The organism is Candidatus Neptunochlamydia sp. REUL1 (assembly GCF_963457595.1).
Classification (GTDB): Bacteria; Chlamydiota; Chlamydiia; order Chlamydiales; family Simkaniaceae; genus Neptunichlamydia.
In genome coordinates, this window is record NZ_OY735137.1 from 1798137 (window position 1) to 1822854 (window position 24718).

Annotated in this window: 27 protein-coding genes and 3 pseudogenes; 16 read left to right on the forward strand and 14 right to left on the reverse strand. The window is 40.3% G+C overall.

Annotated features, from left to right (window positions below):
• Nucleotides 1-24: 24 nt before the first annotated feature.
• Nucleotides 25-791: pseudogene (locus R2I63_RS09590) on the forward strand (IS5 family transposase).
• 34 nt (nt 792-825) lie between these two features.
• On the opposite strand, the gene R2I63_RS09595 reads toward R2I63_RS09590, so the two are convergent.
• The 5 genes from R2I63_RS09595 to R2I63_RS09615 are packed head-to-tail and all read right to left on the reverse strand — an operon-like array spanning nt 826 to nt 4002.
• Nucleotides 826-1032 carry a hypothetical protein gene (locus R2I63_RS09595; RefSeq protein WP_316357253.1) on the reverse strand — a complete coding sequence of 69 codons (207 nt, stop codon included), beginning with the start codon at nt 1030-1032 and terminating at the stop codon, nt 826-828.
• Between the two features lie 14 nt (nt 1033-1046).
• Nucleotides 1047-2699 (reverse strand): hypothetical protein, encoded by a 1653-nt coding sequence (locus tag R2I63_RS09600; RefSeq protein ID WP_316357256.1) that lies wholly within the window; start codon nt 2697-2699, stop codon nt 1047-1049.
• 11 nt (nt 2700-2710) lie between these two features.
• A complete protein-coding gene (locus R2I63_RS09605; RefSeq protein WP_316357258.1) occupies nt 2711-3220 on the reverse strand; it encodes a 30S ribosomal protein S15 in 510 nt (169 codons plus the stop codon).
• A 42-nt stretch (nt 3221-3262) separates the two neighbouring features.
• A complete protein-coding gene (locus R2I63_RS09610; protein WP_316357261.1) occupies nt 3263-3538 on the reverse strand; it encodes a putative dsRNA-binding protein in 276 nt (91 codons plus the stop codon).
• A 14-nt stretch (nt 3539-3552) separates the two neighbouring features.
• Nucleotides 3553-4002, reverse strand: a complete 450-nt coding sequence (locus R2I63_RS09615) for a hypothetical protein (protein ID WP_316357263.1) — start codon at nt 4000-4002, stop codon at nt 3553-3555.
• A 426-nt stretch (nt 4003-4428) separates the two neighbouring features.
• Here R2I63_RS09615 and R2I63_RS09620 point away from each other — a divergent pair, with 426 nt between their 5' ends.
• Both R2I63_RS09620 and R2I63_RS09625 read left to right on the forward strand, forming a co-directional pair.
• On the forward strand, nt 4429-5115 hold the full coding sequence (locus tag R2I63_RS09620; protein WP_316357264.1) for a hypothetical protein: 687 nt from the start codon (nt 4429-4431) through the stop codon (nt 5113-5115).
• 364 nt (nt 5116-5479) lie between these two features.
• A complete protein-coding gene (locus R2I63_RS09625) occupies nt 5480-5668 on the forward strand; it encodes a hypothetical protein (protein WP_316357267.1) in 189 nt (62 codons plus the stop codon).
• Here the strand turns inward: R2I63_RS09625 and R2I63_RS09630 are convergent.
• Complete coding sequence (locus R2I63_RS09630) at nt 5661-6233, reverse strand: recombinase family protein (RefSeq protein WP_316359809.1); 573 nt, start codon at nt 6231-6233, stop codon at nt 5661-5663. The two genes, R2I63_RS09625 and R2I63_RS09630, sit on opposite strands and share 8 nt — an antisense overlap.
• A 32-nt stretch (nt 6234-6265) precedes the next feature.
• Between R2I63_RS09630 and R2I63_RS09635 the strand changes: the two genes are divergently transcribed.
• From R2I63_RS09635 to R2I63_RS09665, 8 genes and pseudogenes are all read left to right on the forward strand, one after another.
• Nucleotides 6266-6556 (forward strand): transposase, encoded by a 291-nt coding sequence (locus R2I63_RS09635; protein ID WP_316357269.1) that lies wholly within the window; start codon nt 6266-6268, stop codon nt 6554-6556.
• Nucleotides 6523-7404 (forward strand): annotated as a pseudogene (locus tag R2I63_RS09640) (IS3 family transposase); the annotation flags it as partial. The gene R2I63_RS09635 and the pseudogene R2I63_RS09640, both read left to right, overlap by 34 nt.
• 272 nt (nt 7405-7676) lie before the next feature.
• The gene (locus R2I63_RS09645) at nt 7677-8432 is read left to right on the forward strand and encodes a hypothetical protein (protein WP_316357271.1); all 756 of its coding nucleotides are present in this window, start codon (nt 7677-7679) and stop codon (nt 8430-8432) included.
• A 231-nt stretch (nt 8433-8663) separates the two neighbouring features.
• Nucleotides 8664-8954, forward strand: coding sequence for a transposase (locus R2I63_RS09650; protein ID WP_316357272.1), 291 nt, complete (start codon nt 8664-8666; stop codon nt 8952-8954).
• Nucleotides 8921-9661, forward strand: a pseudogene (locus R2I63_RS09655) (IS3 family transposase); the annotation flags it as partial. The gene R2I63_RS09650 and the pseudogene R2I63_RS09655, both read left to right, overlap by 34 nt.
• Nucleotides 9662-9673: 12 nt before the next feature.
• Nucleotides 9674-9802 carry an IS3 family transposase gene (locus tag R2I63_RS10755; protein ID WP_445083643.1) on the forward strand — a complete coding sequence of 43 codons (129 nt, stop codon included), beginning with the start codon at nt 9674-9676 and terminating at the stop codon, nt 9800-9802.
• Between the two features lie 272 nt (nt 9803-10074).
• Nucleotides 10075-10443 carry an IS630 transposase-related protein gene (locus tag R2I63_RS09660; RefSeq protein WP_316357274.1) on the forward strand — a complete coding sequence of 123 codons (369 nt, stop codon included), beginning with the start codon at nt 10075-10077 and terminating at the stop codon, nt 10441-10443.
• Nucleotides 10430-10900, forward strand: coding sequence for an IS630 family transposase (locus R2I63_RS09665; protein ID WP_316359762.1), 471 nt, complete (start codon nt 10430-10432; stop codon nt 10898-10900). The genes R2I63_RS09660 and R2I63_RS09665 overlap by 14 nt, the downstream gene beginning before the upstream one ends.
• A gap of 61 nt (nt 10901-10961) precedes the next feature.
• Here R2I63_RS09665 and R2I63_RS09670 read toward each other — a convergent pair whose 3' ends face one another.
• Together R2I63_RS09670 and R2I63_RS09675 are read right to left on the reverse strand one after the other, a co-directional pair.
• Nucleotides 10962-11909 carry a hypothetical protein gene (locus R2I63_RS09670; protein WP_316357276.1) on the reverse strand — a complete coding sequence of 316 codons (948 nt, stop codon included), beginning with the start codon at nt 11907-11909 and terminating at the stop codon, nt 10962-10964.
• 440 nt (nt 11910-12349) lie between these two features.
• Nucleotides 12350-13879: a GMC family oxidoreductase gene (locus tag R2I63_RS09675; protein ID WP_316357277.1), complete on the reverse strand. Its 1530-nt coding sequence runs from the start codon at nt 13877-13879 to the stop codon at nt 12350-12352.
• A 182-nt stretch (nt 13880-14061) separates the two neighbouring features.
• On the opposite strand from R2I63_RS09675, the gene R2I63_RS09680 reads away from it, so the two are divergent.
• Both R2I63_RS09680 and R2I63_RS09685 read left to right on the forward strand, forming a co-directional pair.
• Nucleotides 14062-14676, forward strand: a complete 615-nt coding sequence (locus R2I63_RS09680) for a hypothetical protein (RefSeq protein ID WP_316357279.1) — start codon at nt 14062-14064, stop codon at nt 14674-14676.
• Entirely contained in the window at nt 14673-14972 is a 300-nt protein-coding gene (locus tag R2I63_RS09685) for a hypothetical protein (RefSeq protein ID WP_316357281.1), read from the forward strand. The genes R2I63_RS09680 and R2I63_RS09685 overlap by 4 nt, the downstream gene beginning before the upstream one ends.
• A gap of 395 nt (nt 14973-15367) precedes the next feature.
• On the opposite strand, the gene R2I63_RS09690 is transcribed toward R2I63_RS09685, so the two are convergent.
• The 4 genes from R2I63_RS09690 to R2I63_RS09705 all read right to left on the reverse strand — a co-directional run bounded on the left by R2I63_RS09690 (nt 15368) and on the right by R2I63_RS09705 (nt 18796).
• Nucleotides 15368-15772 (reverse strand): hypothetical protein, encoded by a 405-nt coding sequence (locus tag R2I63_RS09690; RefSeq protein ID WP_316357283.1) that lies wholly within the window; start codon nt 15770-15772, stop codon nt 15368-15370.
• Nucleotides 15773-15857: 85 nt separating this feature from the next.
• On the reverse strand, nt 15858-17111 hold the full coding sequence (locus tag R2I63_RS09695; RefSeq protein WP_316357285.1) for a replication-associated recombination protein A: 1254 nt from the start codon (nt 17109-17111) through the stop codon (nt 15858-15860).
• A gap of 12 nt (nt 17112-17123) precedes the next feature.
• Complete coding sequence (locus R2I63_RS09700; protein WP_316357287.1) at nt 17124-18539, reverse strand: amino acid permease; 1416 nt, start codon at nt 18537-18539, stop codon at nt 17124-17126.
• A complete protein-coding gene (locus R2I63_RS09705) occupies nt 18536-18796 on the reverse strand; it encodes a glutaredoxin family protein (RefSeq protein ID WP_316357289.1) in 261 nt (86 codons plus the stop codon). Before R2I63_RS09705 ends, R2I63_RS09700 begins: the two co-directional genes overlap by 4 nt.
• A 78-nt stretch (nt 18797-18874) precedes the next feature.
• Here R2I63_RS09705 and abc-f point away from each other — a divergent pair, with 78 nt between their 5' ends.
• Both abc-f and R2I63_RS09715 read left to right on the forward strand, forming a co-directional pair.
• Nucleotides 18875-20782: a ribosomal protection-like ABC-F family protein gene (gene abc-f / locus R2I63_RS09710; protein WP_316357291.1), complete on the forward strand. Its 1908-nt coding sequence runs from the start codon at nt 18875-18877 to the stop codon at nt 20780-20782.
• A gap of 564 nt (nt 20783-21346) precedes the next feature.
• Nucleotides 21347-21790: a hypothetical protein gene (locus R2I63_RS09715; protein ID WP_316357294.1), complete on the forward strand. Its 444-nt coding sequence runs from the start codon at nt 21347-21349 to the stop codon at nt 21788-21790.
• A 50-nt stretch (nt 21791-21840) separates the two neighbouring features.
• Here the strand turns inward: R2I63_RS09715 and R2I63_RS09720 are convergent, their stop codons facing one another.
• The gene (locus R2I63_RS09720; RefSeq protein ID WP_316357296.1) at nt 21841-22410 is read right to left on the reverse strand and encodes a nitroreductase family protein; all 570 of its coding nucleotides are present in this window, start codon (nt 22408-22410) and stop codon (nt 21841-21843) included.
• Nucleotides 22397-22930: a phosphatase PAP2 family protein gene (locus R2I63_RS09725; protein WP_316357298.1), complete on the reverse strand. Its 534-nt coding sequence runs from the start codon at nt 22928-22930 to the stop codon at nt 22397-22399. Before R2I63_RS09725 ends, R2I63_RS09720 begins: the two co-directional genes overlap by 14 nt.
• Nucleotides 22931-23057: 127 nt before the next feature.
• Here R2I63_RS09725 and proC point away from each other — a divergent pair, with 127 nt between their 5' ends.
• Entirely contained in the window at nt 23058-23840 is a 783-nt protein-coding gene (gene proC / locus R2I63_RS09730) for a pyrroline-5-carboxylate reductase (protein ID WP_316357300.1), read from the forward strand.
• The last annotated feature ends 878 nt before the right edge of the window (nt 23841-24718 follow it).

Below are 24718 nucleotides of genomic sequence, written 5' to 3' on the forward strand. Positions count from 1 at the left end.
ACCAATGCAACAAAGGAATTTTCTATGGGAAAAGCATCGCATCGTCGCCACGATATTTCAGATAAAGTCTGGGAATTGTTAGCTCCTTACCTGCCAGGTCGAAAAGGGGGTTGGGGCGCCGTAGCAAAAGATAACCGTCTGTTCATTAACGCTGTTTTCTGGATTCTTCGAACAGGCTCTCCTTGGAGAGACTTACCACCTGATTATGGAGATTGGAAAAACACTCACCGTCGCTTTTGTCGTTGGCGGGATGCTAGAATTTGGGAAGCGTTCCTTGAATGTTTAGTGGAAGATCCTGACTATGAATGTCTCATGATAGATGCGAGCCATATTAAGGTGCACCCTCATGCATCGGGAGCTAAAGGCGGTAATCAAGACATGAGTCGGACAAAAGGGGGCTTAACACAAAAATACATTTGGCCGTGGATACGCATGGTATGCCAGTCCGAATTGTTGTTATGCAAGGTACCACTCATGACAGCACTCAAGCAAGTTTCTTGATCCAAGGTATTTCAGCAGAGCATTTGCTCGCCGATAAAGCTTATGATAGTGACGCAATTATATTGCAAGCCGAGAGTCAGGGCATAAATCCAGTCATTCCTCTGAGGTCAAATCGCAAAAAATGGAGAGAATTTGATAAAGAACTATATAAGCTTCGACACCTTGTAGAAAATGCTTTTCTCCACCTAAAATGATGGCGTGGAATAGCCACTCGATATGCCAAAAACACAGCTTCATTCATAGCTGCAGTGCAAATTCGTTGTATCGCTCTTTGGGCTTCTATCTCATGACGACACTATCTAGGAAATCTTTATGTCTTTGACTTTATGATGTTTCTTTCTTGACTTTCTCTACGCATTCAATCCATTCTCCCCATGAAGCAGGGTCACCTGTTGACCCGTCTTGCCAGATATCAAAAGAAAGTTCCCCAAGAAGAGAGCCAACATCATCAGAACTTGTCTCTTCGTAATATTTCTCCAGAAAGCTTTGCATTGCAACAAACGCTTCTCTATAGGTAAGCATATTTTTCATTCAAACCACCTCGTTCATCTCTGCTTTGGTTTTTCGCTACTAGAAAGGCCGGTCTCTTTGTGGAAATTCTGCACTTTTTTGTTTACTCCAGCATCCCTGATCTCTCCATTTCTCGATATTGACCAGACTTGTGTGCCATCTTTTTGTATTTTAGCATGCCATGAGTTTCTATGTTTATCCACACCTAAAAAGTTTTTGGAGTCTCCAGCTACTTCCAGGATTAACTTTCTATTTGCTTGCGTATCAATTAAATGCCCAGGTTTACTTCTGAAAATATGATTTATATTTTTCTCATAAAACTTTGAAGACGATTTTACCCCACCACCAGGAGGAGGCAGCATTCCAGTAGTCAGCTGATCTCTGGATTCCTTTGCCTCGTCAGTATACATATTAGCATGTTCTGTTCCAAAAACCGCATCAATTTTCTCATGCCCTGCAGAGATGCTTTCTTGGAACGATTCTCTCGGATCTTTCTCAAAAGGACTAATATTGCTGAAGTATTCCGACGCATTATTAAGTTTTTCCGAGATGTATCCTGTTGCTCCAGATATAACTTGAAGCTGATCTGTAACTCCGTCATATACTTCATGAACAACATAAGAGCCTACTTCCCTCGCTTTATCAGCTGCTTGAGACCAGAGTGTAGGTTGTTCTTCCCCTGGAATATTCAAGCTATCTGAAGCTATTACAGGCTCTTGACTGAGTTCTTCTTTAAGGGTGGTGTTTTGTCTTTCGATAGTCTCTATTAGCAGAGTACTTCTATCCAGTGTTGGCTCTAGCTGTGGAGTTGTTCCTGGTATTAGAGCTTCTATTTCTTTTGGCCGATCAAAGTCACAATGGCTTGGATAATGCGTGCTACTAGTCTGATTCTCATGATTATTACCGTCATATGGTTCGTAAATCTCCCCGGGCTTATTTACGGGTGTTCTAGGCTTGGATGTTCCTTTTGGCTTTAAATCTCCATTTCCCTCAGAATCCGCAGACGCAGCAACGGCTCCTCCAACGACAGCAGGCATAGCAGCACCACTCGTAGCGACGATCACGACAGTAGCAGCAACTACAACAACTGCTGCGATGATGACTTCTTTTTTATGTTTTTTAACGAACTTTTTTGTGGCTTTCCAGCTTTCAGAGATCCATCCGCAGTTGAGGATTCTTGGAGATTGATTTCCGTAAAGCGCAGCTGGAGTAACCTTAGCTCCGTAGTTTTCATATCCCTTTAAGGAGGTATTCCACCACCAATTTCCAGCTTCACTGCGTTCGTCATCGTCATCATCAAGAGCAAGCGTTGAATTATTGGGTTCGCCTCTTAACCACTTAATGTCTTCTTCGAGTGCAGATTTGCCTTCTATGTCGTCGTCTTGCAGACCATTTCTAGCTAAGAAAATCACGAAGTTCATGACTTGATTAGCTTGTGCGGAGCTGAGGTTTTTCTCAAGAGTGTCTCCGTATGCTATTTCCCAGAGAAAGTCTGTGATTCTTTGATAGGACAACGTATCGTAGTTGAGCAAATCCCAAGGTGAGAAATTTGTGTAATCTGCGGCCTGTGGTTGCGTTTGTTTAGCGGGGAGAGTAACTTCTGCATTCAAGGGCACATGCCAAATGATCGCTGGAAGACAGAGTACCATGAGCACGGATTTGAAAACTGCGAAGAATCGAAGGCGCATTGCGTTATCCTTTAACTGTTAATCCTCTTCATGGCCTTAAGGTATCTGCTAAAATGAGATTTTTGAAGATAATTCAAAAGCTTTCTTCTTTCAAAAACATATTTCACCAGCTGTTTTCTCATGCCTACAAATTCGGAAGACTCCCGTGGAGTAGCTCTCATATCCATTTCTAACCTTTGAATCTTTTCGGTATAGACTCCAATTTCTACATCACTGGAAGAATTATCCTGCGGGGAGGTTCTCCATTTTTTGATGACGTCGCGCATTTCAACTACGTCAATGCTAGAAACTGTGCTTGATTTACTCGAAAGTGACTTTCCCCTATGGACTTTGCTTGGGGGAGTGAAGTTGCGAATCTTTTCCTCGCAGTAGAAATTCCTACCGCTAACTGTCTTGCTTGGACGAAGAGCCCCTCTAGAAATGTAGCCTTTGAGTGAATCTACAGAACAACCGATGATCTGTGCGGCTTGTTTTGTGCTGATTAGATGGCTTGTTAATGGCGATTGTGTATGTGCTGACAAACTTTCTTTTCTCCTTTATAAAAAGAGAGATGTTTCCATAAATCACGGTTTAGGAACAAGCTTTTCGTAAGCAGTCTTCGCAGCTATTTGTTCTGCTTGCTTCTTAGATGTGCTTTCTCCTGTAGAAATATCGTCACCATTCAGGGTCAGGTTTACTTTGAATATTGGAGCATGATCAGGACCGTTTCGTTCTGCGAGAGAGAAGATTAACTGCCCCATACGGTTCTTTTGTGCCCATTCATTTAAGAGGCTCTTCCAATTCTTTTCAGCAAATTCTAAAGAATCCTCCAGCTCAATATTGAATTTATCAACAAACATACCATGTATCGGCTCTAGAGACTTCCCAGCATCGAGATATACAGCAGTGAGTATCGCCTAAAGCATTTTCCTTTGAAGGGCGCTATCTGTGCATCTGGGTTTATCAAGCCATGGGGGCATTGATACAGGTAGTGATTGAATACCTGGAGCTTATCTAGATATTTAATGCAGGCGTCGTTGCTAATGTGATTATTTAACATGGTATTTTTTGTGGCCTTGTCAGCTGCATGGTGGTTCGCCTCTATGGAATCTGCAACCACAAGCTGCAAGATGTAATTTCCACGCCATACGAAATCTTCATTGGTTTCTCCGTCGTCGCTGACCATCCCAACTAATGGAAAGCTTGAGTCCATAAATGCTCTCATGAGTAGGTCTGTGTTTTTAAATTTATGTGAAAGCGATTCTTCAATATTGGAGATGTTTTTCTGCAGGCTTGAGACCATTTGCATTGCTAGATTTGTCATAAGAAGAGGCCTTTTCGTGTTGTTTTGAGGAAAAGACTAGCATAACGGAAAATTTTGGGTAGGCTCAAGAAAAACAAGGCCTAGAATTGCGCTGGGCTGTGCTTATGGAAAGCGATGCATTTAAGAAGCTTAAGAGAAGGAAAAACGTCTGAAAAAAGAGAAAATCACGCTTATTTTTGATTGGTCAAATTTTAGCCGAAATCAGCTTGTCATAGGCGCTTTTTGCCTCTTCATAGCTCAAAACGTCTAATTGACTAAAACATTCTAAACTCTCTTCACTTTTCACCATCAAAGACATTTGACCTCCTTACCTTTAGGTATATTGGTAAAGAGACTACTTGATCTTAGTTAAATTTTTTCTTTCCTTTTAAAGAGGGGGGGGGGTAAATTAACATTCTATTAATAAATTAACCACAGGAGAAAAAGATGTCTGTTTCAATGCAAAATATGCCAAAGCTACCAGAAGAATACTCTTTTTCAATGCCGAGTCAATCACCAGAAAAAACTGTTCTAATTGACCAGAGTGTAGGTGGTCTGAGAGTAAGTATTCAAACATCATCTGGTACAGAACAGCAAATCCCAAGATACATGCTTCAAGGACTTCCAAAAGTGGATAAGGTACCACAGGAATTCTTTATGCAATGTCATGCTACCGTTAGTGATCATTCTGTAAGGTTTAACGGGAGACTGCTTGGGGGGACTTTACCAGGGTTACAAACAATTCAAAACTGGGTAGATGATTATGTTAGCGCTAATAGAATAGATGGTTTCGAAAGAATTGTTTTACATGGAACAACGCGTGAATATCGTAATATGGCAGATAAACATCTACTTAATTTTAGTGACTTAAGAGAAAAATTTTCACACAGGATATCTACACCATCTGATAGATCAGAAGTAAGAAAAAGAGTATACAGTTTAGCTGAGGATGTTCGAACAGATTTAAAGAAACTTGGAGTTTTCCATGCACACCTTTCATTACAAATAAAACAAGCTTTAGAAAACCATCACATTGATTTATGGCAAGCAGAGGTGTATTCCCATATTTCAAATTTAAATAATGAAGCTAAGCATAAAACTACAGAGGAGAGTGGCGTCGATTATTCCTATTAAAAATACTAAATAAAAATAGCTTTTATGAGACTATCCCACTAATTTTCTAACCCAAAAGAAGGTTCTGGTGCAAACTTGGATTTTTTGAAATTTTTGATTTTGTAAGCCTTTAAAAATCAGTATCGAAGTTTTTCAAAAATCATGATTTTCCAAAGTTTGCACCAGACTCAAAATGCGGACAATATACCACGTTTTTAAATTTTTTATTCGCGCGCAGATCAGAGACATTAAAGATTTAAAAAGAATGCTTTTTTGGGGGCACCCCCCTTTAGGCTCGATCTGTGAGGTTTTGGGTCCCTTTGACTTTGATGGGGGCCTTAAGTATTATCGCAGCACATTAACGCTTTAATAGAAGGTAGATCTTATGATTACCCCCAATAGTGATCAAAACATCCCAGGATTCGAGCAAACTGAAGAAGACCTCTACGAGCCAGCCAATTCGGAAGATACTTCAACAGATTCGAATGTTGATGACTACAAAGACATGCAGCTCGAAATACATCGCTTTGTAAAGAGACAAAAGTCTTTATACAACTGGGATAATCTTAAGTAGCCTGATCAGCAAGATATCTATAGATGCTTGGCTTCGACAGGTTATACTCTTTCATGAGGTCTTTGATTAAGACACCATGAGCTCTCTTATCTTTTACTTCCTGGACTTGCTTGTCAGTGATCGTTCTTTTCCTCCCAAATCTCACTCCATTCTCTCTTGCTTTCAGAATCCCCTCTGCCTGTCTCTCTGCTCTTATCTCTGTTTCGAACTGCCCGATAGCTCCAAGCATGTTAAATAATAATCTACCAGATGAAGTATCCGTATCAATCTGCTGGTCTCTTACAACAAGAGTAACACCTTTCTTTTGAAGAAGCTCAGCGATTTGACATAAGTGCAGTGTTGATCGTGCCAGGCGATCTAATCTTGTCACAATAAGCACATCACCTTCTCTAACATAATCAAGGCATTCTCTAAGCTGCTGCCTATTTCCATCAAGTCCACTAGATTTCTCTTCGAAGAGTTTACCGCAGTCTTTTAGTTTACTGCGTTGTACAGACAAGCTTTGTCCAATTGAACTGACTCTTGCGTATTGACCTTGCCCCGAAAAAGTGGACGGATATGATATAGACTTTTCAAGAAAATGAGGAGTTTAAAAGAATGAAGAAATTTGACGAAGAATTCAAAGCCAATGCAGTTCGTTTAGTCAGAGAAGAAAGGATGAAAATCAAAGACGTGGCACATGATTTAGGAATTGGTAAATCAACGCTTAGCTACTGGTTAGGACTCAATCGAAAGGGAGAGCTTATCAAAACGGCAAGTCAAAAAAAAGAAGATGAAGATATGAGAAAACTCAGAAAAGAGAATCGCATCTTAAAAGAGGAAAGAGACATCCTAAAAAAAGCCATGGGCATCTTCTCATCAATGTCAAAAGCAGATACAGAATTATGAAAAAGCTAAGGAACCAGCATTCCATAGAGAAGATGTCCAAGGTATTCAGGGTGTCAAAAAGCGGCTATTACCGCTTTTTGACTTCCTCCCATGGTAAAAGAGCCCAAGAAGAAAAGATCTTAGAAGGAGAAATTGAAGTACTTTTCCATGAACATAAATCAAGAGCAGGCAGCCCGAAAATATGGGTAGATCTTAAAGAAAAAGGATACGCATGTGGCAGAAAAAGAGTGGCTAAGATCATGAAAAAGAAGGGGTTGTCAGCAAAAGTTCCTAAGAAATGGAAGGGAGTAAAAAGAGTTGTGGATCAAAAGAAACCCAACCTTCTTAAGCAGGATTTTCATGCCTCATCACAAAACTATAAGTGGGTCAGCGATATCACCTATATCCGCACAGGGAAAGGATGGGCATACTTGTGTGCGATCATGGACCTTTACTCCAGAAAAATCGTAAGTCACAATGTGAAATCACACATGAGACAAGAGGTTGTTGTTCAGGCATTAGAACAAGCAATGGTAAGAAGAAAAGGTTCAAAAAAAGGACTAATTTTTCATTCAGACCAAGGAGTACAATATGGGTCACAATCAGTTGAAAAGCTTCTTGAGCACAACGGAATCATAGGAAGTATGAGCAGCAAAGGAAGCTGCTATGACAATGCTGCAATGGAGAGTTTCTTTAGCACCTTGAAGAGAGAGTGTGTAAGAGGCAAGATTTACAAGGATGTGAAAGATGCTGAAAATGAAATATTTAACTACATAGAGTGTTATTACAATACTAAAAGAAGACACTCAACATTGGGATACGTAAGCCCAACAAAATTTGAAGAAAAGTGCCAAAAAAGCCTATATTAAAACCGTCCACAAAATCGGGGCAAGGTCATATCCTACTTTTGTCATATCGTGCTCCTTATTCTTTTGTCTCATAATTCTTAAGACCATGTAAGAAGCGCCATTATGAGACATAGAGTAATACGCAGTCAAGTGATAGTTAACAAAAGTATACTTTTTGAGACTCTATGGGGGTAAAGCTTGATTCTGACGTTTCTGTATAAAAACATTGAACGTATTCGAACCGCTAATCTATAGTGTTGGTCCCTTTACGAAATTAAACAAAGGTCTTTGTTATGTCTATGGATGTTGGAAGTATAAACACAGTAAATAAATTCTTTGTTATGAATGGAGTTGCTAACAATGATCCTTCTAGAGGAACCTTAGCTGATCAACTACAGTCCTCTCTGGACCTCCAATCAGACGCAGAAATTTCTATACGAAACATTATAGATGTTATCCCAAACGACACAGCAACATTAGAAAGAATGGCTGCTGATGCACTACTTACTGGAGCGGCAGTTCTTGGTGGATTATACACACTAAAAAAGGAATCTGAGGAAGACGCAGATAAGTTCAAAAGTAGGGCTATTGGCGTTTTGAGTACTGCTGCGGGATTGGGAGCTGCATATGACTATGTTCAGATCCAAAAAGAAAAAAACGATCTTGCAGATGCATTAGCACAAAAAGTGTCAAATTTTCTGAATAACGAACAACATTCAGGAAATGCTGTCTTAGTTTTACATAGTCAAGCTGCAGATATAGGGTACCGTGCTCTACAAAACCTCAGATCACTTAAAGATCGAATACATGTTGTCACTTTGGGGGGTATGGTGACAGTTCCCGATGAATTTGCTAATAGCGTTATAAATTTTCAGTTCAAAGAGGATTTAGTTACTAATGTGGTAGCAAAACCATTTGATTGGATGGTAAGACAAATCGATAGAGATCTCCCCAGAACCATTAATCATTCACACGGTGGTGAACATTCTGTTAGAGCTTATTTGGACCATAATGACGTAAAATCACATTTGCAATCTCTTCGATCATAGATAAAAACATCTATTTTAGGAGCTCTACCTCAGGGCTCCTTTTCTTTTACAACACTCCCAATAATAACACCAACACAATATCATTTTGATGCCAGTTTTTCTGATATTATCTGCAATATCCATGTCTTCCTAGAAACGGAGCCAACCTGATCTTTTCTAATCTTTGACCTTGTCCCGAAAAAGTGGACGGATATGATATAGACTTTTCAAGAAAATGAGGAGTTTAAAAGAATGAAGAAATTTGACGAAGAATTCAAAGCCAATGCAGTTCGTTTAGTCAGAGAAGAAAGGATGAAAATCAAAGACGTGGCACATGATTTAGGAATTGGTAAATCAACGCTTAGCTACTGGTTAGGACTCAATCGAAAGGGAGAGCTTATCAAAACGGCAAGTCAAAAAAAAGAAGATGAAGATATGAGAAAACTCAGAAAAGAGAATCGCATCTTAAAAGAGGAAAGAGACATCCTAAAAAAAGCCATGGGCATCTTCTCAACAATGTCAAAAGCAGATACAGAATTATGAAAAAGCTAAGGAACCAGCATTCCATAGAGAAGATGTCCAAGGTATTCAGGGTGTCAAAAAGCGGCTATTACCGCTTTTTGACTTCCTCCCATGGTAAAAGAGCCCAAGAAGAAAAGATCTTAGAAGGAGAAATCGAAGTACTTTTTCATGAACATAAATCAAGAGCAGGCAGCCCGAAAATATGGGTAGATCTCAAAGAAAAAGGATACGCATGTGGCAGAAAAAGAGTGTCTAAAATCATGAAAAAGAAGGGGTTGTCAGCAAAAGTTCCTAAGAAATGGAAGGGAGTAAAAAGAGTTGTGGATCAAAAGAAACCCAACCTTCTTAAGCAGGATTTTCATGCCTCATCACAAAACTATAAGTGGGTCAGCGATATCACCTATATCCGCACAGGGAAAGGATGGGCATACTTGTGTGCGATCATGGACCTTTACTCCAGAAAAATCGTAAGTCACAATGTGAAATCACACATGAGACAAGAGGTTGTTGTTCAGGCATTAGAACAAGCAATGGTAAGAAGAAAAGGTTCAAAAAAAGGACTAATTTTTCATTCAGACCAAGGAGTACAATATGGGTCACAATCAGTTGAAAAGCTTCTTGAGCACAACGGAATCATAGGAAGTATGAGCAGCAAAGGAAGCTGCTATGACAATGCTGCAATGGAGAGTTTTTTTAGCACCTTGAAGAGAGAGTGTGTAAGAGGCTAGATTTACAAGGATGTGAAAGATGCTGAAAATGAAATATTTAACTACATAGAGTGTTATTACAATACTAAAAGAAGACACTCAACATTGGGATACGTAAGCCCAACAAAATTTGAAGAAAAGTACCAAAAAAGCCTATATTAAAACCGTCCACAAAATCGGGGCAAGGTCACTTATCAATCTCTTCGATCATATTTCTTGGAAGTCTTAATGTAAAACGGATCTCTTCATCGGATTTTTTAATCTCTTGTTTCTTAGAGGGCCTTGAAGTCCAACGGTACGAAAAGTTCCGCCAAGCCTATTTCACCAATGGATCATGAAGTAGATTTCTCGGCTCTTTTGCAAAAAATAGTCGTGTATTCCGCATACTAAAGTAGATATAGCTAAAATATTTCGTTTTAGTTATAATTTTTTGAATGACATATTCGCTAGATTTTAGAAAAAAAGTTCTATTGATCCGGAGCAAAGAAAAATTAAGCTTTGCCAAAGTAGCAAGACGCTTTGGAATAAGTGTAAATAGTGTGTTTCTCTGGTCTAAGAGGTTAGAGCCGAGGCGCACTAAAATCAGACCTGCAATAAAGATTGATAGAGAGATCTTGATAGAGGATATCAAGAAATACCCTGATGCCTTCAACTATGAACGAGCACATCGTCTCAAAGTAAGCACTTCAGGCATTCGGTGTGCCATGAAGAGGTTAAGAATTAGCTATAAAAAAAACGCTCAACCATCCCAAGGCCTGCGAAACAAAAAGACAAATCTTTCAAGGAAAAATCGCAGAATATAAACGTTTGGGAAAGCCAATTGTATATATTGATGAAAGCGGGTTTGCCCATGATATGCCTCGCACCCACGGTTACTCCAAAATAGGACAACGATGTTTTGGCACTCATGATTGGGGAGCAAAAGGAAGAACAAATGCAATAGGGGCATTACTTGGAACAAGCCTCCTTACACTTGCGTTATTCGAGTGCAATATTAATACAGATGCCTTTTCCATTTGGGCAGAGGAGGACTTGCTACCGAAACTTCCCTCTGAAAGTATTCTGGTTATGGATAATGCTTCATTCCATAAAAGCAAATCTATGCAAGAGAAGATCCACGCTGCAGGCCATACCTTGGAATATCTTCCTCCCTATTCCCCTGATCTAAACCCTATTGAACACAAGTGGGCACAGGCAAAGTCTAAGCGAAGAAAATATCAATGTGGAATAGACGAACTTTTCAAGGAGCACTGCCTATAACTAATTTAAGTCACTTTATTTATAACATTTTTTCATTTACACAGTTATTCTTACAGCCTCCTTAACTTTGGTCTCTATTTTGAATTCGTATTTTTGCTCTTTGAGCTAGTTCTTCAGGACTGGATGCCATTTCTTTCACAAAAAGATCTATAGCTGGAATTGGCTCTTCTGGGCTAACTTCTGCCCACTCTTTTTTCATTTTTTGAATATCATTTTTTTCCGATTCAGATAGTGTAGAAGAACTTCTAATTTGATCTAGAAAAAGCTCCATTTCTTTTGTTCTGGGAAGATGATCAAGAGAAACAGGCCCCCTCTTAAAGCTTGTAATATTTTGATCATGATCCAATTTAGCAATAAACAAAAATTGAGAGGGTTGAATAGATGTAGAAACTATTTCTCTTTGTTCTAGGTCATCATCATCTCTTTCCATATGAGCGGCTGTTGAAAAGGAATTAGTTTTATCGGCAGAAATTCCATATATATAACTGTTGCTAGCAAAACATTTTGCAACTGTTGGATTTAATGATTGTGATACTGCTCCTCCTGTAATTCCACCGGTATAATCTTCAGATCCTGGGGCACCTTTATCGGTCACAAAAGCCTGATTAAACAGAAACCCTTTATTCCACCTAGAGTATGACAGCATAGGAGGAAAAAAACCAGAAGACTCTGCTTTCCAAGTATCTCCTCTGAAAGTTGGCAATTTTTCATACTTGCCAAAAAATGAATGCCCTAATTCGACAGCAGAGGGGCCTTGTTTTAACTGGTTTTTATTTTTTTCCTCTAAACAACGAACATATTCCCACCCAAGCCTAGGAAATTGATCAACACCTTTTTGTATCAAAGAATTAGCATTCCATTTTAATGACTGAAAAGCTTGCCTAGAAATTTCACCTACTTTGTAGTCAATCGGATCAACTGGATTTTCTAAATCAAGCTTGTCCGCAACAAGGCAAGCTCCAAAAGATCCTGTACATAATAATCCGCAAGATCTAAATATAGCCCTCATAATATATCTCCTACTTTATTAAGATATATCTATTATACAAAAATAAACATAATAAATAAAGTATTATATAAAAATAAATTTATATAATAATATTTATCTTTCTGATTATAAGTGTATTATTGGTTTTTATGCGCGTTTTTTTTAAGTCTGAAGTCCATCTAATAAAGCGGTTCTGGTGCAAACTTTATAAAATCATGGTTTTTGAAAAATTTCGATACTGATTTAGAATGACTTACAAAATCAAAAATTATAAAAAATGCTTATCTTCTGTAAAATTGAATTTTTAATGCGTCAGGTGAGAGGTCAAAATGAGAGATTCTTATGTCGAAGAGGAAATGTAATATTGTAGGTGTTATTTAGCGTAATTTAGCATTACTGTTCTCCACTTGCTCTCCCAATCTTGGCGGACAATCCTGAAATTCATGAGCGAATCAATCAAGTTATAGAGCTTTCTTCAAGTGCTCACCCACTCGAATTGCATTTGCGATGATAGTCAGTCCTGGATTCACTCCTGAAATAGAGGGAAAGAAGGACCCATCGACAATATAGAGGTTATCGAGATCATGAGCTTTGCAGTTGGTATCCAGAACCGAAGAGCTTGAGTCAGTTCCAAAGCAGCAGGTTCCAACTTGATGGGCAACTGCAGCTAGAGGAATTTTCTTGGATAGATAGACACTGCTAGGGAAGATATGGGTATGGGTCCCGCAGGACTCGAGCATTTTTTTCAGTTTTTTCAGCAGACGCTCGTGGGCCTCCATATTATTCTGAGTGTAGTGCAGAACGATTTGTCCTTCAGGGGAAATTTCGACGCGGTTCTCCGTATCAGGGAGATCCTCCGATGTGATCCACCATCCGATTGCATGATCTGCCATTTCCTCAAGGGCTATGCCCGGTGTTAGAGCGGGCGCATCCCCTTCAAGCATCTCTTTTTTCACTTTTCCAAGGAGTTGGATATGTCCCAAGGGATACTCTGAATCATCTGCGCCAAAATAATAATCATTGACTGCGAGAGTTTTTTGGAAATGCGTGGGGTTTTTCTTGGTCGAAATTGCGACGATTGCGGAATTGTTATGGCACATGTAATTACGGCCAACAAGGCCAGAACTATTTGCGAGTCCGTTGGGATGTTCATTGTTTTTTGATTTTAAAAGGATCGCAGAAGAGTTAATGGCGCCACAGGAAAGGACGATTAGATTTCCCTCCAATGTGATGGGCTTGCCACTCTCCTCGCCTTCGATTGCTGTGATTTTTCTCCCTGAAGTCAGGAGGCGATTAATCTTTACCCCAGTTTTTAGAGTGACATTTTCATGTTCTAGGGCTTTGCGGATACAGGTTGTATGGGCATCGGCTTTGGCGTCCACCAAGCAGGGAAATCCATCACAGGTATCACATCTGACACACTGACTCTTTTCTCGGTTTTTCTCGTTGAGGCGAATTCCAACGGGGAGGGGAAAAGGCTTATGACCGCTTTGTTTAATTTGATCAAAGATCTCTTGAATACGGGGTTCATGAGATAGGGGCGGATTGAAGTAGGGGGAGTTCTCAGGAGGTTCTGTAGGGTCTTCACCTCTAAGGCCATGGACGGAGTATAGCTCCTCGGCTTTAAGGTAGTAGGGTTGGAAGTCCTCATAGGTTAATGGCCACTTTGGAGAAACTCCATCATAGTGTTTTAATTCTTCGAAATCTTCCTTTCGGAGGCGAATAAGAGCCGCGCCATAAAATTTGGTATTTCCACCAACAAAATAGTGGGTCCCTGGGGTGAAGCTTTTTCCATTTTTATCGAGCCATTCTTCACCAGGATTGTACCGGCCCTCAATAAAGACAGAGTGGGGCTCCCAGTTTTCTTTTTCTCGGGGAAGAAAATCGCCCCGCTCAACAATAAGAATTTTTTTGCCCGTTTCAGCAAGCGTATAGGCAAGGGTCCCGCCCCCCGCACCTGAGCCAATAATGATCACATCAAATTTTTCCATACTTTCTGTTCTAACAACTCTGAAAACACAAATCAACAAAAATATTATTATTTCCTTTAATTAAATAAAATTAACTACTATTTGTTGATTCAGGAATAACAACGGATTGATTTATGAAAATAAGGCAAATTATTAGATTTAATCGTATATTTTTTATTGCGAATCTTTGTGTCTTTATTGCGATGATCGGTTTTTTTGCTTACGTAGGACCCAATCTTTTTCAATCGGATGGAACTTTAGAAGCACGTCGGATTGTACTAAAAGGGACAAATGGGATCCCTAATATTATTCTGCAGGGCGACGACGAAAATACCCTGCTAACTTTAAATGATGGAGAGGGGAACATTCGCCTCCAATTACAAGGAGGAGCATTTCCTGCGATGATCATGAAAAACGAACAGCAGGAAATCGTTGGGACTTTTTTCCCCTTAAAAGACGGGGGAGCCGCGGTCGGGTTAGGAGATCGGGAAGGAAATATGGCCACATTCATTCGAGGAGGGTCTTCTCCCATGATGAACTTTTACCATGAATCTAGTGAGCCAAATATTGCGATGGGGATCGCAAACGAGCTTCCCCATTTCGTTATTGTTCCCACAAAGGGACAGGAAGGGATGTTAATTCATGGAAATGCTCCTACAAGCCTTCTTTTTATCGATGAGCAGGGGAAGATTCCAGTTTCTCTTTCTCGTCATGGTCTGTATCAGATGGGAGAAAATAAAGAACAATCTGAGGAAAAAGGTGGTGCGGGAAAAGTCCTTTCTTCGGAGATAGAAGAGCTTCTCAAGGGGGCTCAATGAGCGAAGCATTGTTTTTTCCAAAAAAGCCAGCAGAGCCTATTGATACAAAGCACCTTGAAGCCGAAGTGCATAAAGCCTACCATGTTATGCATGCTTACTTGCACACACGGGCAAATGATGGTGGAGTAAAAACAAAGCTGCATGATCAATTAATCTGGCTTCAATATCAAATCAAGTATTTCACTCATTCTCATGATGTTGAGCACCTACTAGAAAATTTCAACTGGGTCGTTGCCAACTTTAATAACGATCTTTCATTATCTGAAGGTCAAAGTTTTATGAATTATATTAAATAAACGACTTAATTAATTAATCGCTTCCGTGCTAAATTAAGTGTAGAACGACACGCCAAACAAATAGCTTGCTGAGTGGCGAGCGGGAGGTTAATAAATCTCATCAACAGTTTTGGCAAAAGCTAGAACCTTAGGGTTCTAGGGAGGTTGCAGCCTCAGGTCGAGAGCGTTGCTCTCAGAGATCCGCTTGAAGCGGTCATTTCCTGGGCAACTCTGGTCATCATGTCTCTTATAGAGGCGACAGGTTAGATTGAGGCTACGGCTTCTCAACCTGGACTTAGCTAGAGGATCAACGCAGCTTCGGACCTTCAATGCGACTGTGTGCTTGATAGGAGACGAAAGGATTCTAGCGGGCCGCGGGAGCTTGAAGGTTTTTTTATAGTCTTAAGGAATGCGCTCTAATTGCGACGAGCACTTCTAGATTTTTCTAATTCACAAAAGTAGGTTGTTAGTGAGACAGACATTACTGGCCACTTCCAGTTCACAGATATGATATGGCGAGAAACTAAATAGGTGATTCCCATATTTGCAACGGCGCGGATAAATCTATGCGAGCGCTGATGTGCTTTTTCTTCGGATTGGAAATAAAGATGATCTGAAATAGCTAGGGAGTATGCGGACAAAATGGAGGTTGCTCCAATCAATCCCGGTTTTAGAACTTTTTGACCAATTAGATAAGCTGCTACCACATGAGTAAAGAAGGCCATCCCTGTCTCGCTATACACGCGGCCGACAATTTTACATCCATTTGTTCTATCAAACATTTGGTTTAGAGTTGGCTTATCAAAAACACACTTGGTCATAAGGTTTTCTCCGATTTCGCATAGAGTGTATGAAATATTGGAGAAAAAATAAAGGATTAAAATAACTACTTTATATAAGTCTTAGTTAGCTAGAATTAAGCATTTTACGCAAGTTTTCAAAAAATACACACCGCCTTTCCATCTCTCTTTCAAATCCTCTCTTTACGGGGCTGTAGTACGTTTGACGCTCGATCTCTTCAGGAAAGTAGTTTTGTCCTGAAAAAGCATGGGGATAATCGTGGTCATATTGATAGTTTTGTCCATACCCCTGCTTTTTCATCAGCTTGGTAGGAGCGTTCAGGATTGCCTTAGGCGGATCTAGATGGGAGCTTTCGCTAGCTGATTTTTGAGCTTTTTTGAGCGCTTGATATGCAGCATTGCTTTTTGGGGCAAGGGAGAGGTAAAGGATCATTTCAGCAAGAGCAAGCTCTCCTTCAGGAGAACCTAGTCTTTCATAAGTTTGCCATGCTGCAAGAGATAGAGGCAGAGCTTGGGGGTCAGCTAATCCTATATCTTCAACTGCCATCCGAACAATACGTCGGGCAAGGTAGTTAGGGTCTTCTCCTCCCTCTAGCATTCGTGCGAAATAATAGAGTGCCGCATTAGGGTCAGATCCTCGAACAGACTTATGCAGGGCAGAGATTAAATTAAAATGACCATCATCATGACGGTCATAGGCTGCAGGTTTTTTTTGAACTAGAGCGCAAAGAGTATTTAAATCTACCTCTCCCTCTTGAAGGGTTTGCAGGTTTTCTAGTGTATTGAGAAGGTGGCGTCCGTCACCATGAGAAAATCCAATCAATGCACTTTTAGCTTCAGGCGTAAGGGAGATTTTTTTTGAGTCTTCTTCAAAGCGTGCAATGATTTTGGTGAGGGCTTTTGGTTCCAAGTTTACTAGAGTCAAAACGCGGAGGCGAGAGAGAAGGGCATTATTGATTGTGAAGGAGGGGTTTTCTGTTGTTGCCCCGATCAAAATTACAGTTCCATCTTCAATACAGGGAAGAAATACATCTTGCTGTGCTTTATTGAAACGGTGAATCTCATCGATAAAAAGGATGGGCTGCCCGTGTGTTAGAGGGCGGGACTTTGCTTCTTGTATTGCTTTCTTAATATCGGCAATTCCATTCATTACACCTGTAAAAGGAATGAAAGGACGGTTAAATGCCTTTGCATAGAGACGTGCAATGGTTGTTTTTCCGCATCCTGGGGGTCCCCATAATAAAATAGACAGGGGACGGCCCTTTTCAATAATTTTCAAAAGGAGGGCGACAAGGGCGTCCTGCCCTACAACCTCATCAAAGGATTGTGGCCTTAACTGTTCAGCGAGTGGAATAGACATAGCACGAGTATATCACTTTCGGTGTTTTTCAGGGACCCATGAAGGTTTCCGAAGCTGATAAATAATAAGAGGGATGGCAACCATAACGAGTAGGCTGATGATGAGTAGCGATTCATAAGCAAAGAGGTTTCCGATTTCGAATCCAAGGGGGGGAACAAATCCAATAAAAATCGCAAACAAGGATGCTAGGATTCCAATGCATGAGACAAGCCAAATTCCCCTATGAGGATGGGGAATACGGTAGACCCTGGGAACATGAGGGTGTGTGTAGCGTAATCGGATCGCGGAAATAAACATGAAGACATACATAATAAGATACATCTGTGCTGATAAGGCACTTAAAATCCAATAGGCTGTACTCACTGTTGGCATATATACAATAATGAATGATGAAATGGTAACAATAATTGCCTGAAATAAGAGAAGGTGAGTGGGCATTCCATGCTTATTAAGGTTTTGAAAAAATGGAGGGAGATTTCCATGAACAGAAGTAGTATGAAGCGCTTTTACAGGCCCCATAATCCATGAGTTCACCTCAGCAACGGCGCCTATAACAAGGAGCCCTGCAAGCACTGGTAGTAGCCAGCTTAGACCATAGCTTGCTAAATACAACTTCATCGCTTCCATAAGACCAGCAACTAAGCTCATTTTATCCCTTGGAATCACAATTCCAATCGAAAGGGCACCTAGCACAACAAGGAAAAAAGTGACAATTGCTGCAATAATGATGGCTCTAGGAAAGTTCTTTTGAGGATTTTTGACTTCGCCTGCATAACCCGCAGCAACTTCAAAACCTGCAAATGAGAGAAAAAGGCCAGCAAGAAAGACAAGGCTCCCAAGCTCTCTAAAATTAGGAAGGAGCTTATCTGCTTGGAAGGGGATTTCAATGGGTTTTCCTAGAGCAACCCAAGTCACACCCAATCCGATAATAAATAGCCCGGGGATGATTGTCCCGATGATGACTCCAACGGTACTGACAATCGTCGAGGTTTCCACTCCAAAGTAGTTGATGAGAGTCATACCCCAGAAAACAATGAGAACAATTGCTTGAATATAGATCTTATTAGCCGCGAGCTCTGGGTTGATGATATAGGTGAGAGTAGCAGCCACAAAGGCAAGAATTGCTGGATACCACGTTACATTATGGACCCACTGCATCCAAATTGAGAAAAACCCCCATCGATCCCCAAGAGCTTCTCGAACCCAAACATAGATTCCCCCCGATTTTGTCCAGCCTGTTGCTAGCTCAGCTGAAACAAGGGCACAAGGAATGAGGAAGACAGCAGCTACTACGACGAAGAAAAAAAGCATTCCCCATCCCAACTCTGAGAGAAGTGGAAGATTTCGGAGACTTGCCATCATTGAGATATTCAACATCGCAAGGACAAAGACAGAAATCACTCTTTTTGGATTTGAGGGGCCTATCATGCTAATAGATCCTTCTTATCGTTTAACCAATCGATGATATCTTGAGATTCATAGAGAGGTTTGCCATCAATAAATAGACAGGGAGTTTGGGATTTGCCGCCTAGATGAAGGAGTTCTTCGGTAGACTTTGGATCTTCATCTATGTTTTTCAAAGGGATTTCTATCCCTTGTTTTTCAATAAACTCAAGAACCTTCTTCGAATAAAGGCAAGTTGGCATATAATAGAGAACCACGATCGGTCGATGTTCATCGTCCATTGAGAACCTTGAAATTTTTAAGTGCTTTCTAAAACATTAAGACATATAATTTTTCGTACTATAAGTAAAGGACTTTTCATGTTTTCTATTGACGGGCTTACGATGATTTATGGGGATAGGATCCTCTTTCAAGGTGTTTCATTTCATTTTTCTTCTAAAAGACGGTATGGCCTTGTTGGAGCTAATGGTGCGGGGAAGACAACCTTTTTGAAAATCGTCAGCGGATCTTTAGAACCTAGCAGAGGAAACGTCCAAATTCCCAAAGAAGCACGCGTTGGAATACTTGACCAAGATTACTACCGCTTTGGCGCTGAGCCGGTTCTAGACGTAGTAATGATGGGGGATACAGAGCTCTGGAAGGTTCTTAAGAGGAAAGAGGTTCTTTTAGGCAAGGAAAAACTCACAGATAGAGAAACAGAGGAGATAAGCGAAATTGAATCGAAACTTTCGATGCAGGGAGGGTATCGCGCAGAGGCAAAAGCAGCTCAGCTTCTCAGCGGGCTTGGAATCGAAACCAAAAGACATGGGATGGCACTCGATACCTTATCGGGTGGTTATAAACTACGCGTTCTTCTTGCCCAAGTTCTCTTTGTTCAACCAGAAATCCTTTTGCTTGATGAACCAACCAACTACCTTGACCTCTTTTCGATTCGATGGCTCGAGAGATATCTGATTGATTATCCCGGAACGGTCATCCTAAGCTCACACGATCGATTTTTCCTCAATCGTGTTTGTCAGGAGATTTTAGATATCGATTATGCAGAAATGAGACGCTACATTGGGAATTTTGATCACTTCCTGCAGGAAAAATCAAAAGGAATTGTGGCAAAAGAGTCTCAACTTGAATCTTTTGCAAAAAGAAAGAAAGATATTCAGCGCTTTATAACGCGTTTTAAGGCTAAGGCTTCTAAAGCGCGCCAAGCAGGCTCCAGAGAAAGGATGATCGAAAAGCTCGAAGAAGAAGAAAAAGAGTATCAACTTCTCCCTTCAACAAGGCAATATCCCCACTTTCAATTTACTTATGCCCGCCCTTCAGGTCAAAGGGCTCTGGTGGCAAAAGACCTGACAAAGTCATTTGGAGAGCATTCTGTATTAAAAGGAGTTTCTTTTGAAGTCGAAAGGTTTGAAAAAGTAGCGATTGTTGGGCCTAATGGGATGGGGAAATCGACATTAATTGAAATGCTTACCAATAATATCGCTTCTGATCAAGGAGGGTCTCGATGGGGACCTCACGTTAAGTGGGGATACTTTCCTCAAAACTTCCACCGCATTTTGAGTAAAGACATGACACTATATGATTGGATTAGTGGAGTTTCAAAGGGGGTTTCGGATCAAAAAGTGAGGCAAATCTTAGGGCAAATGCTTTTTGACGAGCATGCGGTTCGAAAAAAAATCGGGGCACTCAGTGGAGGGGAAGGGGCTCGGCTTGTCTTTGCACACCTCATGTTGTCTGAGCAAAATTTTCTTATTTTGGATGAACCAACTAATCATCTTGATATGGAAAGTGTCGATGCATTGATTCAAGCTCTCAAGGAGTATAAAGGGACTCTTGTTATGGTGAGTCATAATCGCTATTTCATTTCAGAAGTGGCTAATCGAATCATCGAGCTCAGGCCAACAGGTCTAGTTGATTTCCAGGGAGGATATCAGGAATTTGTAGAAGAACACGAAAGAGATTATTTAGATCAAATCGCTCCAAAAACTGAAGGAAAGCAAAAGAACTATGAAGAGAAGAAAGAAGAGAGAAAGGAAAGAAACCGATTAAAGCGAGATATCGAAAGACTCGAAAAGGAAATTGCAAATTCAGAAGCAAAGATCGAAAAAGTAAACGAACAATTGGCTGCGCCTGGATTTTACGAACAAACACCACCATCAAAGCAGCAAGAAGTGATCAATCAGAAGGATGTGCTTGAAAGAAAACGAGAGTGTGATCTTAATTCTTGGGAAGATAAGATGGGTGAGTTTTCCATAAAATACTTGAAATAACCAAATTAAGAAAAGATGTTTTCAATAATTACTATTCAACATATACAAGAGTTTTGGTATTAAATATTACAAAAATTCGCAATGATTAAGAAACAAAATATTAGACCAACAACAAAAAATCCCCTTAAAGAGAAGCTAAAAGCGAAACGGCTGCGTCGTTTTTCTAATGTTCGTCGTCATCTAGTTCGTCAACTATTAAATAGTTGCAAATAATTGTAGTTCAGATTCTTTTGGGTTTTTAAAAAGTCTTTAAGGCGTTAATCTTAAAAAACTTCAGTTTTAGTCTTTTTTTATTCATAACTTTCGTGTTTTTTTCATTTGTTTATAAAACTTTCAATTTTTTTTTAAATTTCTTTTCTTTCCAAAATCGTATTCAGAGTAGTTTCAGAGCTGTTTTTTAGTAAAACTAAAAATATAAATTTAATTAAATATTAAAAATAATTTTTATTTTTTATTACAAAAATTGTATATTAAAGTTTGTAGGACAAAGTAAGGTTTTTTAAAGCATTTGCAAATTCTAGCTTTAAATCACCAAAAAGGAATTCCAAATAAGGAGCACAATACATGCCTGCTAAGCGAAGAAAAAAAGCAGCTTCTTCTAGAAAAAAGACAACTAGAAAAAAAGCTGTTAGAAAAACCACTAAGCGTAAAGCTGCTAAGAGAACAACTCGACGCAAAAAAACTACAGCTAAAAAAGCTACTAAGCGTAAGACTACCAAGCGTAAAGCTGCTAAGAAAACCACTCGACGCAAAAAAACTACAGCTAAAAAAACTACAGCTAAAAAAACTACAGCTAAAAAAACTACAGCTAAAAAAGCTACTAAGCGTAAGTCTGCGAAGAAAACTACTCGACGCAAAAAAACTACAGCTAAAAAAGCTACTAAGCGTAAGACTACCAAGCGCAAAGCTGCGAAGAAAACCACTCGACGCAAAAAGCACAAAACTACTGCTAAGAAAACTGCAGCTAAGCCAGTTCGCAGAAGACGCAGAAGAAAAACTGCAGCTTAAGTTTTAAGCTTCGTTAGTATCCGTATAAAAGCTAAGTGGGCATTGCCCACTTAGCTTTTTTTATTTAGATTGATGATAAGTTCTTTAAGGGGTTTGCGAGATGAGGGAGTCTCTTTCCCCTGGATATCTTGAGGAAGGTCTTCTGTCTTTCCAGGTTTTCCTATAGCAATCATCGCTTCAATAGCATAATCATGGTGCAGTTCACAAACACATTTAGCTTTTTTATAATCAAAACCTTGCATTCCATGAACTACAAGGTTACGAGCAGCCCCTTCAAGGGCAAGATTTCCCCACGCAGCTCCCGTATCAAAGCTATGGGTTAGTGAAGGCTTTCCACTACTTTCAAAAACAGTATGCGACGCAATGACAACCAAAACGGAAGCATTGGCAACCCAAGACTGATTAAAAGGGACGAGGAGCTTAAATAAAGCCCGCCAAGCCCCTGTTTCTCTTTTTGCGTATATAAATCGCCATGGTTGCGCATTATGCGATGAGGGGGCCCATCTCGCGGCTTCGAAAAGGGGGAAAAGCTCATCATCTGAAAGAGGTTCGCCCGACATTGCTCGAGGTGACCACCTGTTTAGGATGAGAGGTTCAATAGGATAATCAGGTTGTCTCATAAGAGGAGCTCCTTGTAATGGAATTGATAAAATGATGAACCCCACCTGCAATCACTAGAGAAATGGCTGCAGTTCCAATAATATCACTAGCGAAGTGACCTAAAAGGAAAATACGGCTCGTTGTCAATAGAGTTGCGACGGAGAAGAAATAGACGCGAAATCGGGGAAAGAGGAGAGCTAAAGAGCTGGCTAAGGTAAAAGCAGTCATCGAATGCCCAGAAGGAAATGAGTGAAAGTGATGATCCCACTCAAAGCCGTAAAAGCCGTAGACTCCCTTCTTCAGGAAAATATCGGGGCGTGCTCGGCCAATTAGAATTTTGAAAACCCTAGCAAAAGCGATAGAGAGACATTGAGCGACCAATATTTCAAAAAAGGGGAGGCTCCAGCTGCTTTTTTTCAGACGAGCTATAACAAATCCACCTGCTGATAGAGCTAAATAGAGGGGAGGAAAGATTAATAGAGTGCATCCTTTAAAGACAATTCGATAAGTTTTTGCATAGGGAGATACCAGTAGCGTCATCTGTTGGTCGATGAAGAAATATGAGGCGCATCCAATGAGAAGCAAAAAAAAAGATTTGCGAACATTTACGTTATTCATAGAATATGAAAATTTAACAAGTTAACCCATTCAACGCAAGGGATACGATATGAAAGTAGGTATTGTCGGATGTGGGGTGATGGGAAGTGCCATGGCCCGAATCATCAAAGATCATGAAGAAGTTTTTCTCTATACAAGGCACCCAGACAATATCAAAGATTTGGCCAAAGAGAAGGGGGTGACACTTTGCGCTTCTTTTGAAGAAATTGGAAACTCCTGTGATGTTGTAATTTTAGCAGTAAAGCCTAAGGATCTTGAAGAAGTTGCAGAAGAACTTGATCCAGTTTTAGAAAAGGGAGTATTTCTTCTCAGTATTCTTGTAGGAACCTCTCTATCGCGATTGAGAAGCCTTTTTTCCAATCCTAAAGTCTTTCGGCTTCTTCCAAATATCCCCCTCCTTTGTGGAATGGGGCTGATTGGAGTAGCAGATGAGGATGAGGCGTTAATAGAAGACAAGACAAAAGTCGATCAGGTTTTAAAGGTTTTGGGGACGACAGTTTGGCTTGATGAGAGGTTAATGAATCCTTTTGCGGCTCTCACGGGTTCAAGTCCTGCATTTATTTATCTAATCATTGAAGCTATGATTCAGGCCGGGATCACTGTTGGATTCAAGAATGGAGAGGCGAAGGAACTTGTTTTAAGAACCATTGAAGGGTCTGTTGCTTTGCTTAGACATACAGGTGCAGAGGTGAGTGAGGCTCGGAATGCTGTCTCTTCACCGGGGGGGACCACAATAGCGGGTCTAAACGAGATGGAGAGACTAAGCGTCCGACATGGCGTGATTTCTGGGATCCTACAGACTCTTGAGAAGGGGAAAGAGATGGAAGGATAGCTTCCATTTTCTCTGGGCTGAGAGACCAGCTTGGCAGGACACTTTCGTACTCATAATCAAGAGGGTTCACGACTTTCTGTCGGAATTTTTGCTGCTTTATCTCAGGTTTTGGTTCTTCCCAGATTCTCTTTCGAATAAGTTCAGGAACACATTTCTTCGGTTCAAAGGTCCATCCACGAGAGTCGAGAGATCCAGAGTAGACAAAGACCCTTGCTAAGGCAAAAATTGTTGCAATTCCGACCAATAAGAAGGGAAGAAATGCAGGACAAGTGACACACATTGTTACTAGAGATGCAGCTGCGAATAGAAGAGCTAGAATTCCTAAGATATGAGCGATCTTCTTTTTCTTAGACTGACTATGAATATCGTCTGCAAGACGAAGGCCTTCCTTTATCGCTTTGCTATCGTTTTTTATGACTCCACTAAGAATAGGGGAAACTGTTTCACTCGCTTCACTAACCATCCAAGGGCGGATGCGTCGCGCAAGGCGCTTCTTTTTAATCACTAATTCTTCTCTCAACTTCTTGATAGTAATCTCTTGAAGCTCTTCTAGGCTCTTCTCTTGGTTCTTCTGAAGAACCTTAGAGTGAATTTTGACGACTTCCTCTGGGTTAAGCTGCAAGAATTCTTTTTCTAAATGCTTTAGATCTTTCATGACAGCAAGATGCGCAATTTTCTCAAGAGGAGAGGCATATTTCTTAAGGATGAGATCTGCGTCATAAGGGTTTTCTTCAAGCTCCTCATTCATTTGATTAAAGAGGTTCTTGACGTTCTCAAACTGCTCTCCATAAAGCTGTTTAAGGCTCTCAGGATCCTTATTCACTAATTCAGCCATATCTTCGATGGCTTCAGATCTTTTTGAGGAGTCGAAATCACTC

Excerpts from the sequence above, each read along its gene's own strand:
- R2I63_RS09595 (WP_316357253.1), bottom strand. The coding sequence starts at position 1,032 with ATGAAAAATATGCTTACCTATAGAGAAGCGTTTGTTGCAATGCAAAGC.
- R2I63_RS09600 (WP_316357256.1), bottom strand. The coding sequence starts at position 2,699 with ATGCGCCTTCGATTCTTCGCAGTTTTCAAATCCGTGCTCATGGTACTC.
- R2I63_RS09610 (WP_316357261.1), bottom strand. The coding sequence starts at position 3,538 with ATGTTTGTTGATAAATTCAATATTGAGCTGGAGGATTCTTTAGAATTT.
- R2I63_RS09615 (WP_316357263.1), bottom strand. The coding sequence starts at position 4,002 with ATGACAAATCTAGCAATGCAAATGGTCTCAAGCCTGCAGAAAAACATC.
- R2I63_RS09620 (WP_316357264.1), top strand. The coding sequence starts at position 4,429 with ATGTCTGTTTCAATGCAAAATATGCCAAAGCTACCAGAAGAATACTCT.
- R2I63_RS09625 (WP_316357267.1), top strand. The coding sequence starts at position 5,480 with ATGATTACCCCCAATAGTGATCAAAACATCCCAGGATTCGAGCAAACT.
- R2I63_RS09635 (WP_316357269.1), top strand. The coding sequence starts at position 6,266 with ATGAAGAAATTTGACGAAGAATTCAAAGCCAATGCAGTTCGTTTAGTC.
- R2I63_RS09645 (WP_316357271.1), top strand. The coding sequence starts at position 7,677 with ATGTCTATGGATGTTGGAAGTATAAACACAGTAAATAAATTCTTTGTT.
- R2I63_RS09650 (WP_316357272.1), top strand. The coding sequence starts at position 8,664 with ATGAAGAAATTTGACGAAGAATTCAAAGCCAATGCAGTTCGTTTAGTC.
- R2I63_RS09660 (WP_316357274.1), top strand. The coding sequence starts at position 10,075 with ATGACATATTCGCTAGATTTTAGAAAAAAAGTTCTATTGATCCGGAGC.
- R2I63_RS09670 (WP_316357276.1), bottom strand. The coding sequence starts at position 11,909 with ATGAGGGCTATATTTAGATCTTGCGGATTATTATGTACAGGATCTTTT.
- R2I63_RS09675 (WP_316357277.1), bottom strand. The coding sequence starts at position 13,879 with ATGGAAAAATTTGATGTGATCATTATTGGCTCAGGTGCGGGGGGCGGG.
- R2I63_RS09680 (WP_316357279.1), top strand. The coding sequence starts at position 14,062 with ATGATCGGTTTTTTTGCTTACGTAGGACCCAATCTTTTTCAATCGGAT.
- R2I63_RS09685 (WP_316357281.1), top strand. The coding sequence starts at position 14,673 with ATGAGCGAAGCATTGTTTTTTCCAAAAAAGCCAGCAGAGCCTATTGAT.
- R2I63_RS09690 (WP_316357283.1), bottom strand. The coding sequence starts at position 15,772 with ATGACCAAGTGTGTTTTTGATAAGCCAACTCTAAACCAAATGTTTGAT.
- R2I63_RS09695 (WP_316357285.1), bottom strand. The coding sequence starts at position 17,111 with ATGTCTATTCCACTCGCTGAACAGTTAAGGCCACAATCCTTTGATGAG.
- R2I63_RS09700 (WP_316357287.1), bottom strand. The coding sequence starts at position 18,539 with ATGATAGGCCCCTCAAATCCAAAAAGAGTGATTTCTGTCTTTGTCCTT.
- R2I63_RS09705 (WP_316357289.1), bottom strand. The coding sequence starts at position 18,796 with ATGGACGATGAACATCGACCGATCGTGGTTCTCTATTATATGCCAACT.
- abc-f (WP_316357291.1), top strand. The coding sequence starts at position 18,875 with ATGTTTTCTATTGACGGGCTTACGATGATTTATGGGGATAGGATCCTC.
- R2I63_RS09715 (WP_316357294.1), top strand. The coding sequence starts at position 21,347 with ATGCCTGCTAAGCGAAGAAAAAAAGCAGCTTCTTCTAGAAAAAAGACA.
- R2I63_RS09720 (WP_316357296.1), bottom strand. The coding sequence starts at position 22,410 with ATGAGACAACCTGATTATCCTATTGAACCTCTCATCCTAAACAGGTGG.
- R2I63_RS09725 (WP_316357298.1), bottom strand. The coding sequence starts at position 22,930 with ATGACGCTACTGGTATCTCCCTATGCAAAAACTTATCGAATTGTCTTT.
- proC (WP_316357300.1), top strand. The coding sequence starts at position 23,058 with ATGAAAGTAGGTATTGTCGGATGTGGGGTGATGGGAAGTGCCATGGCC.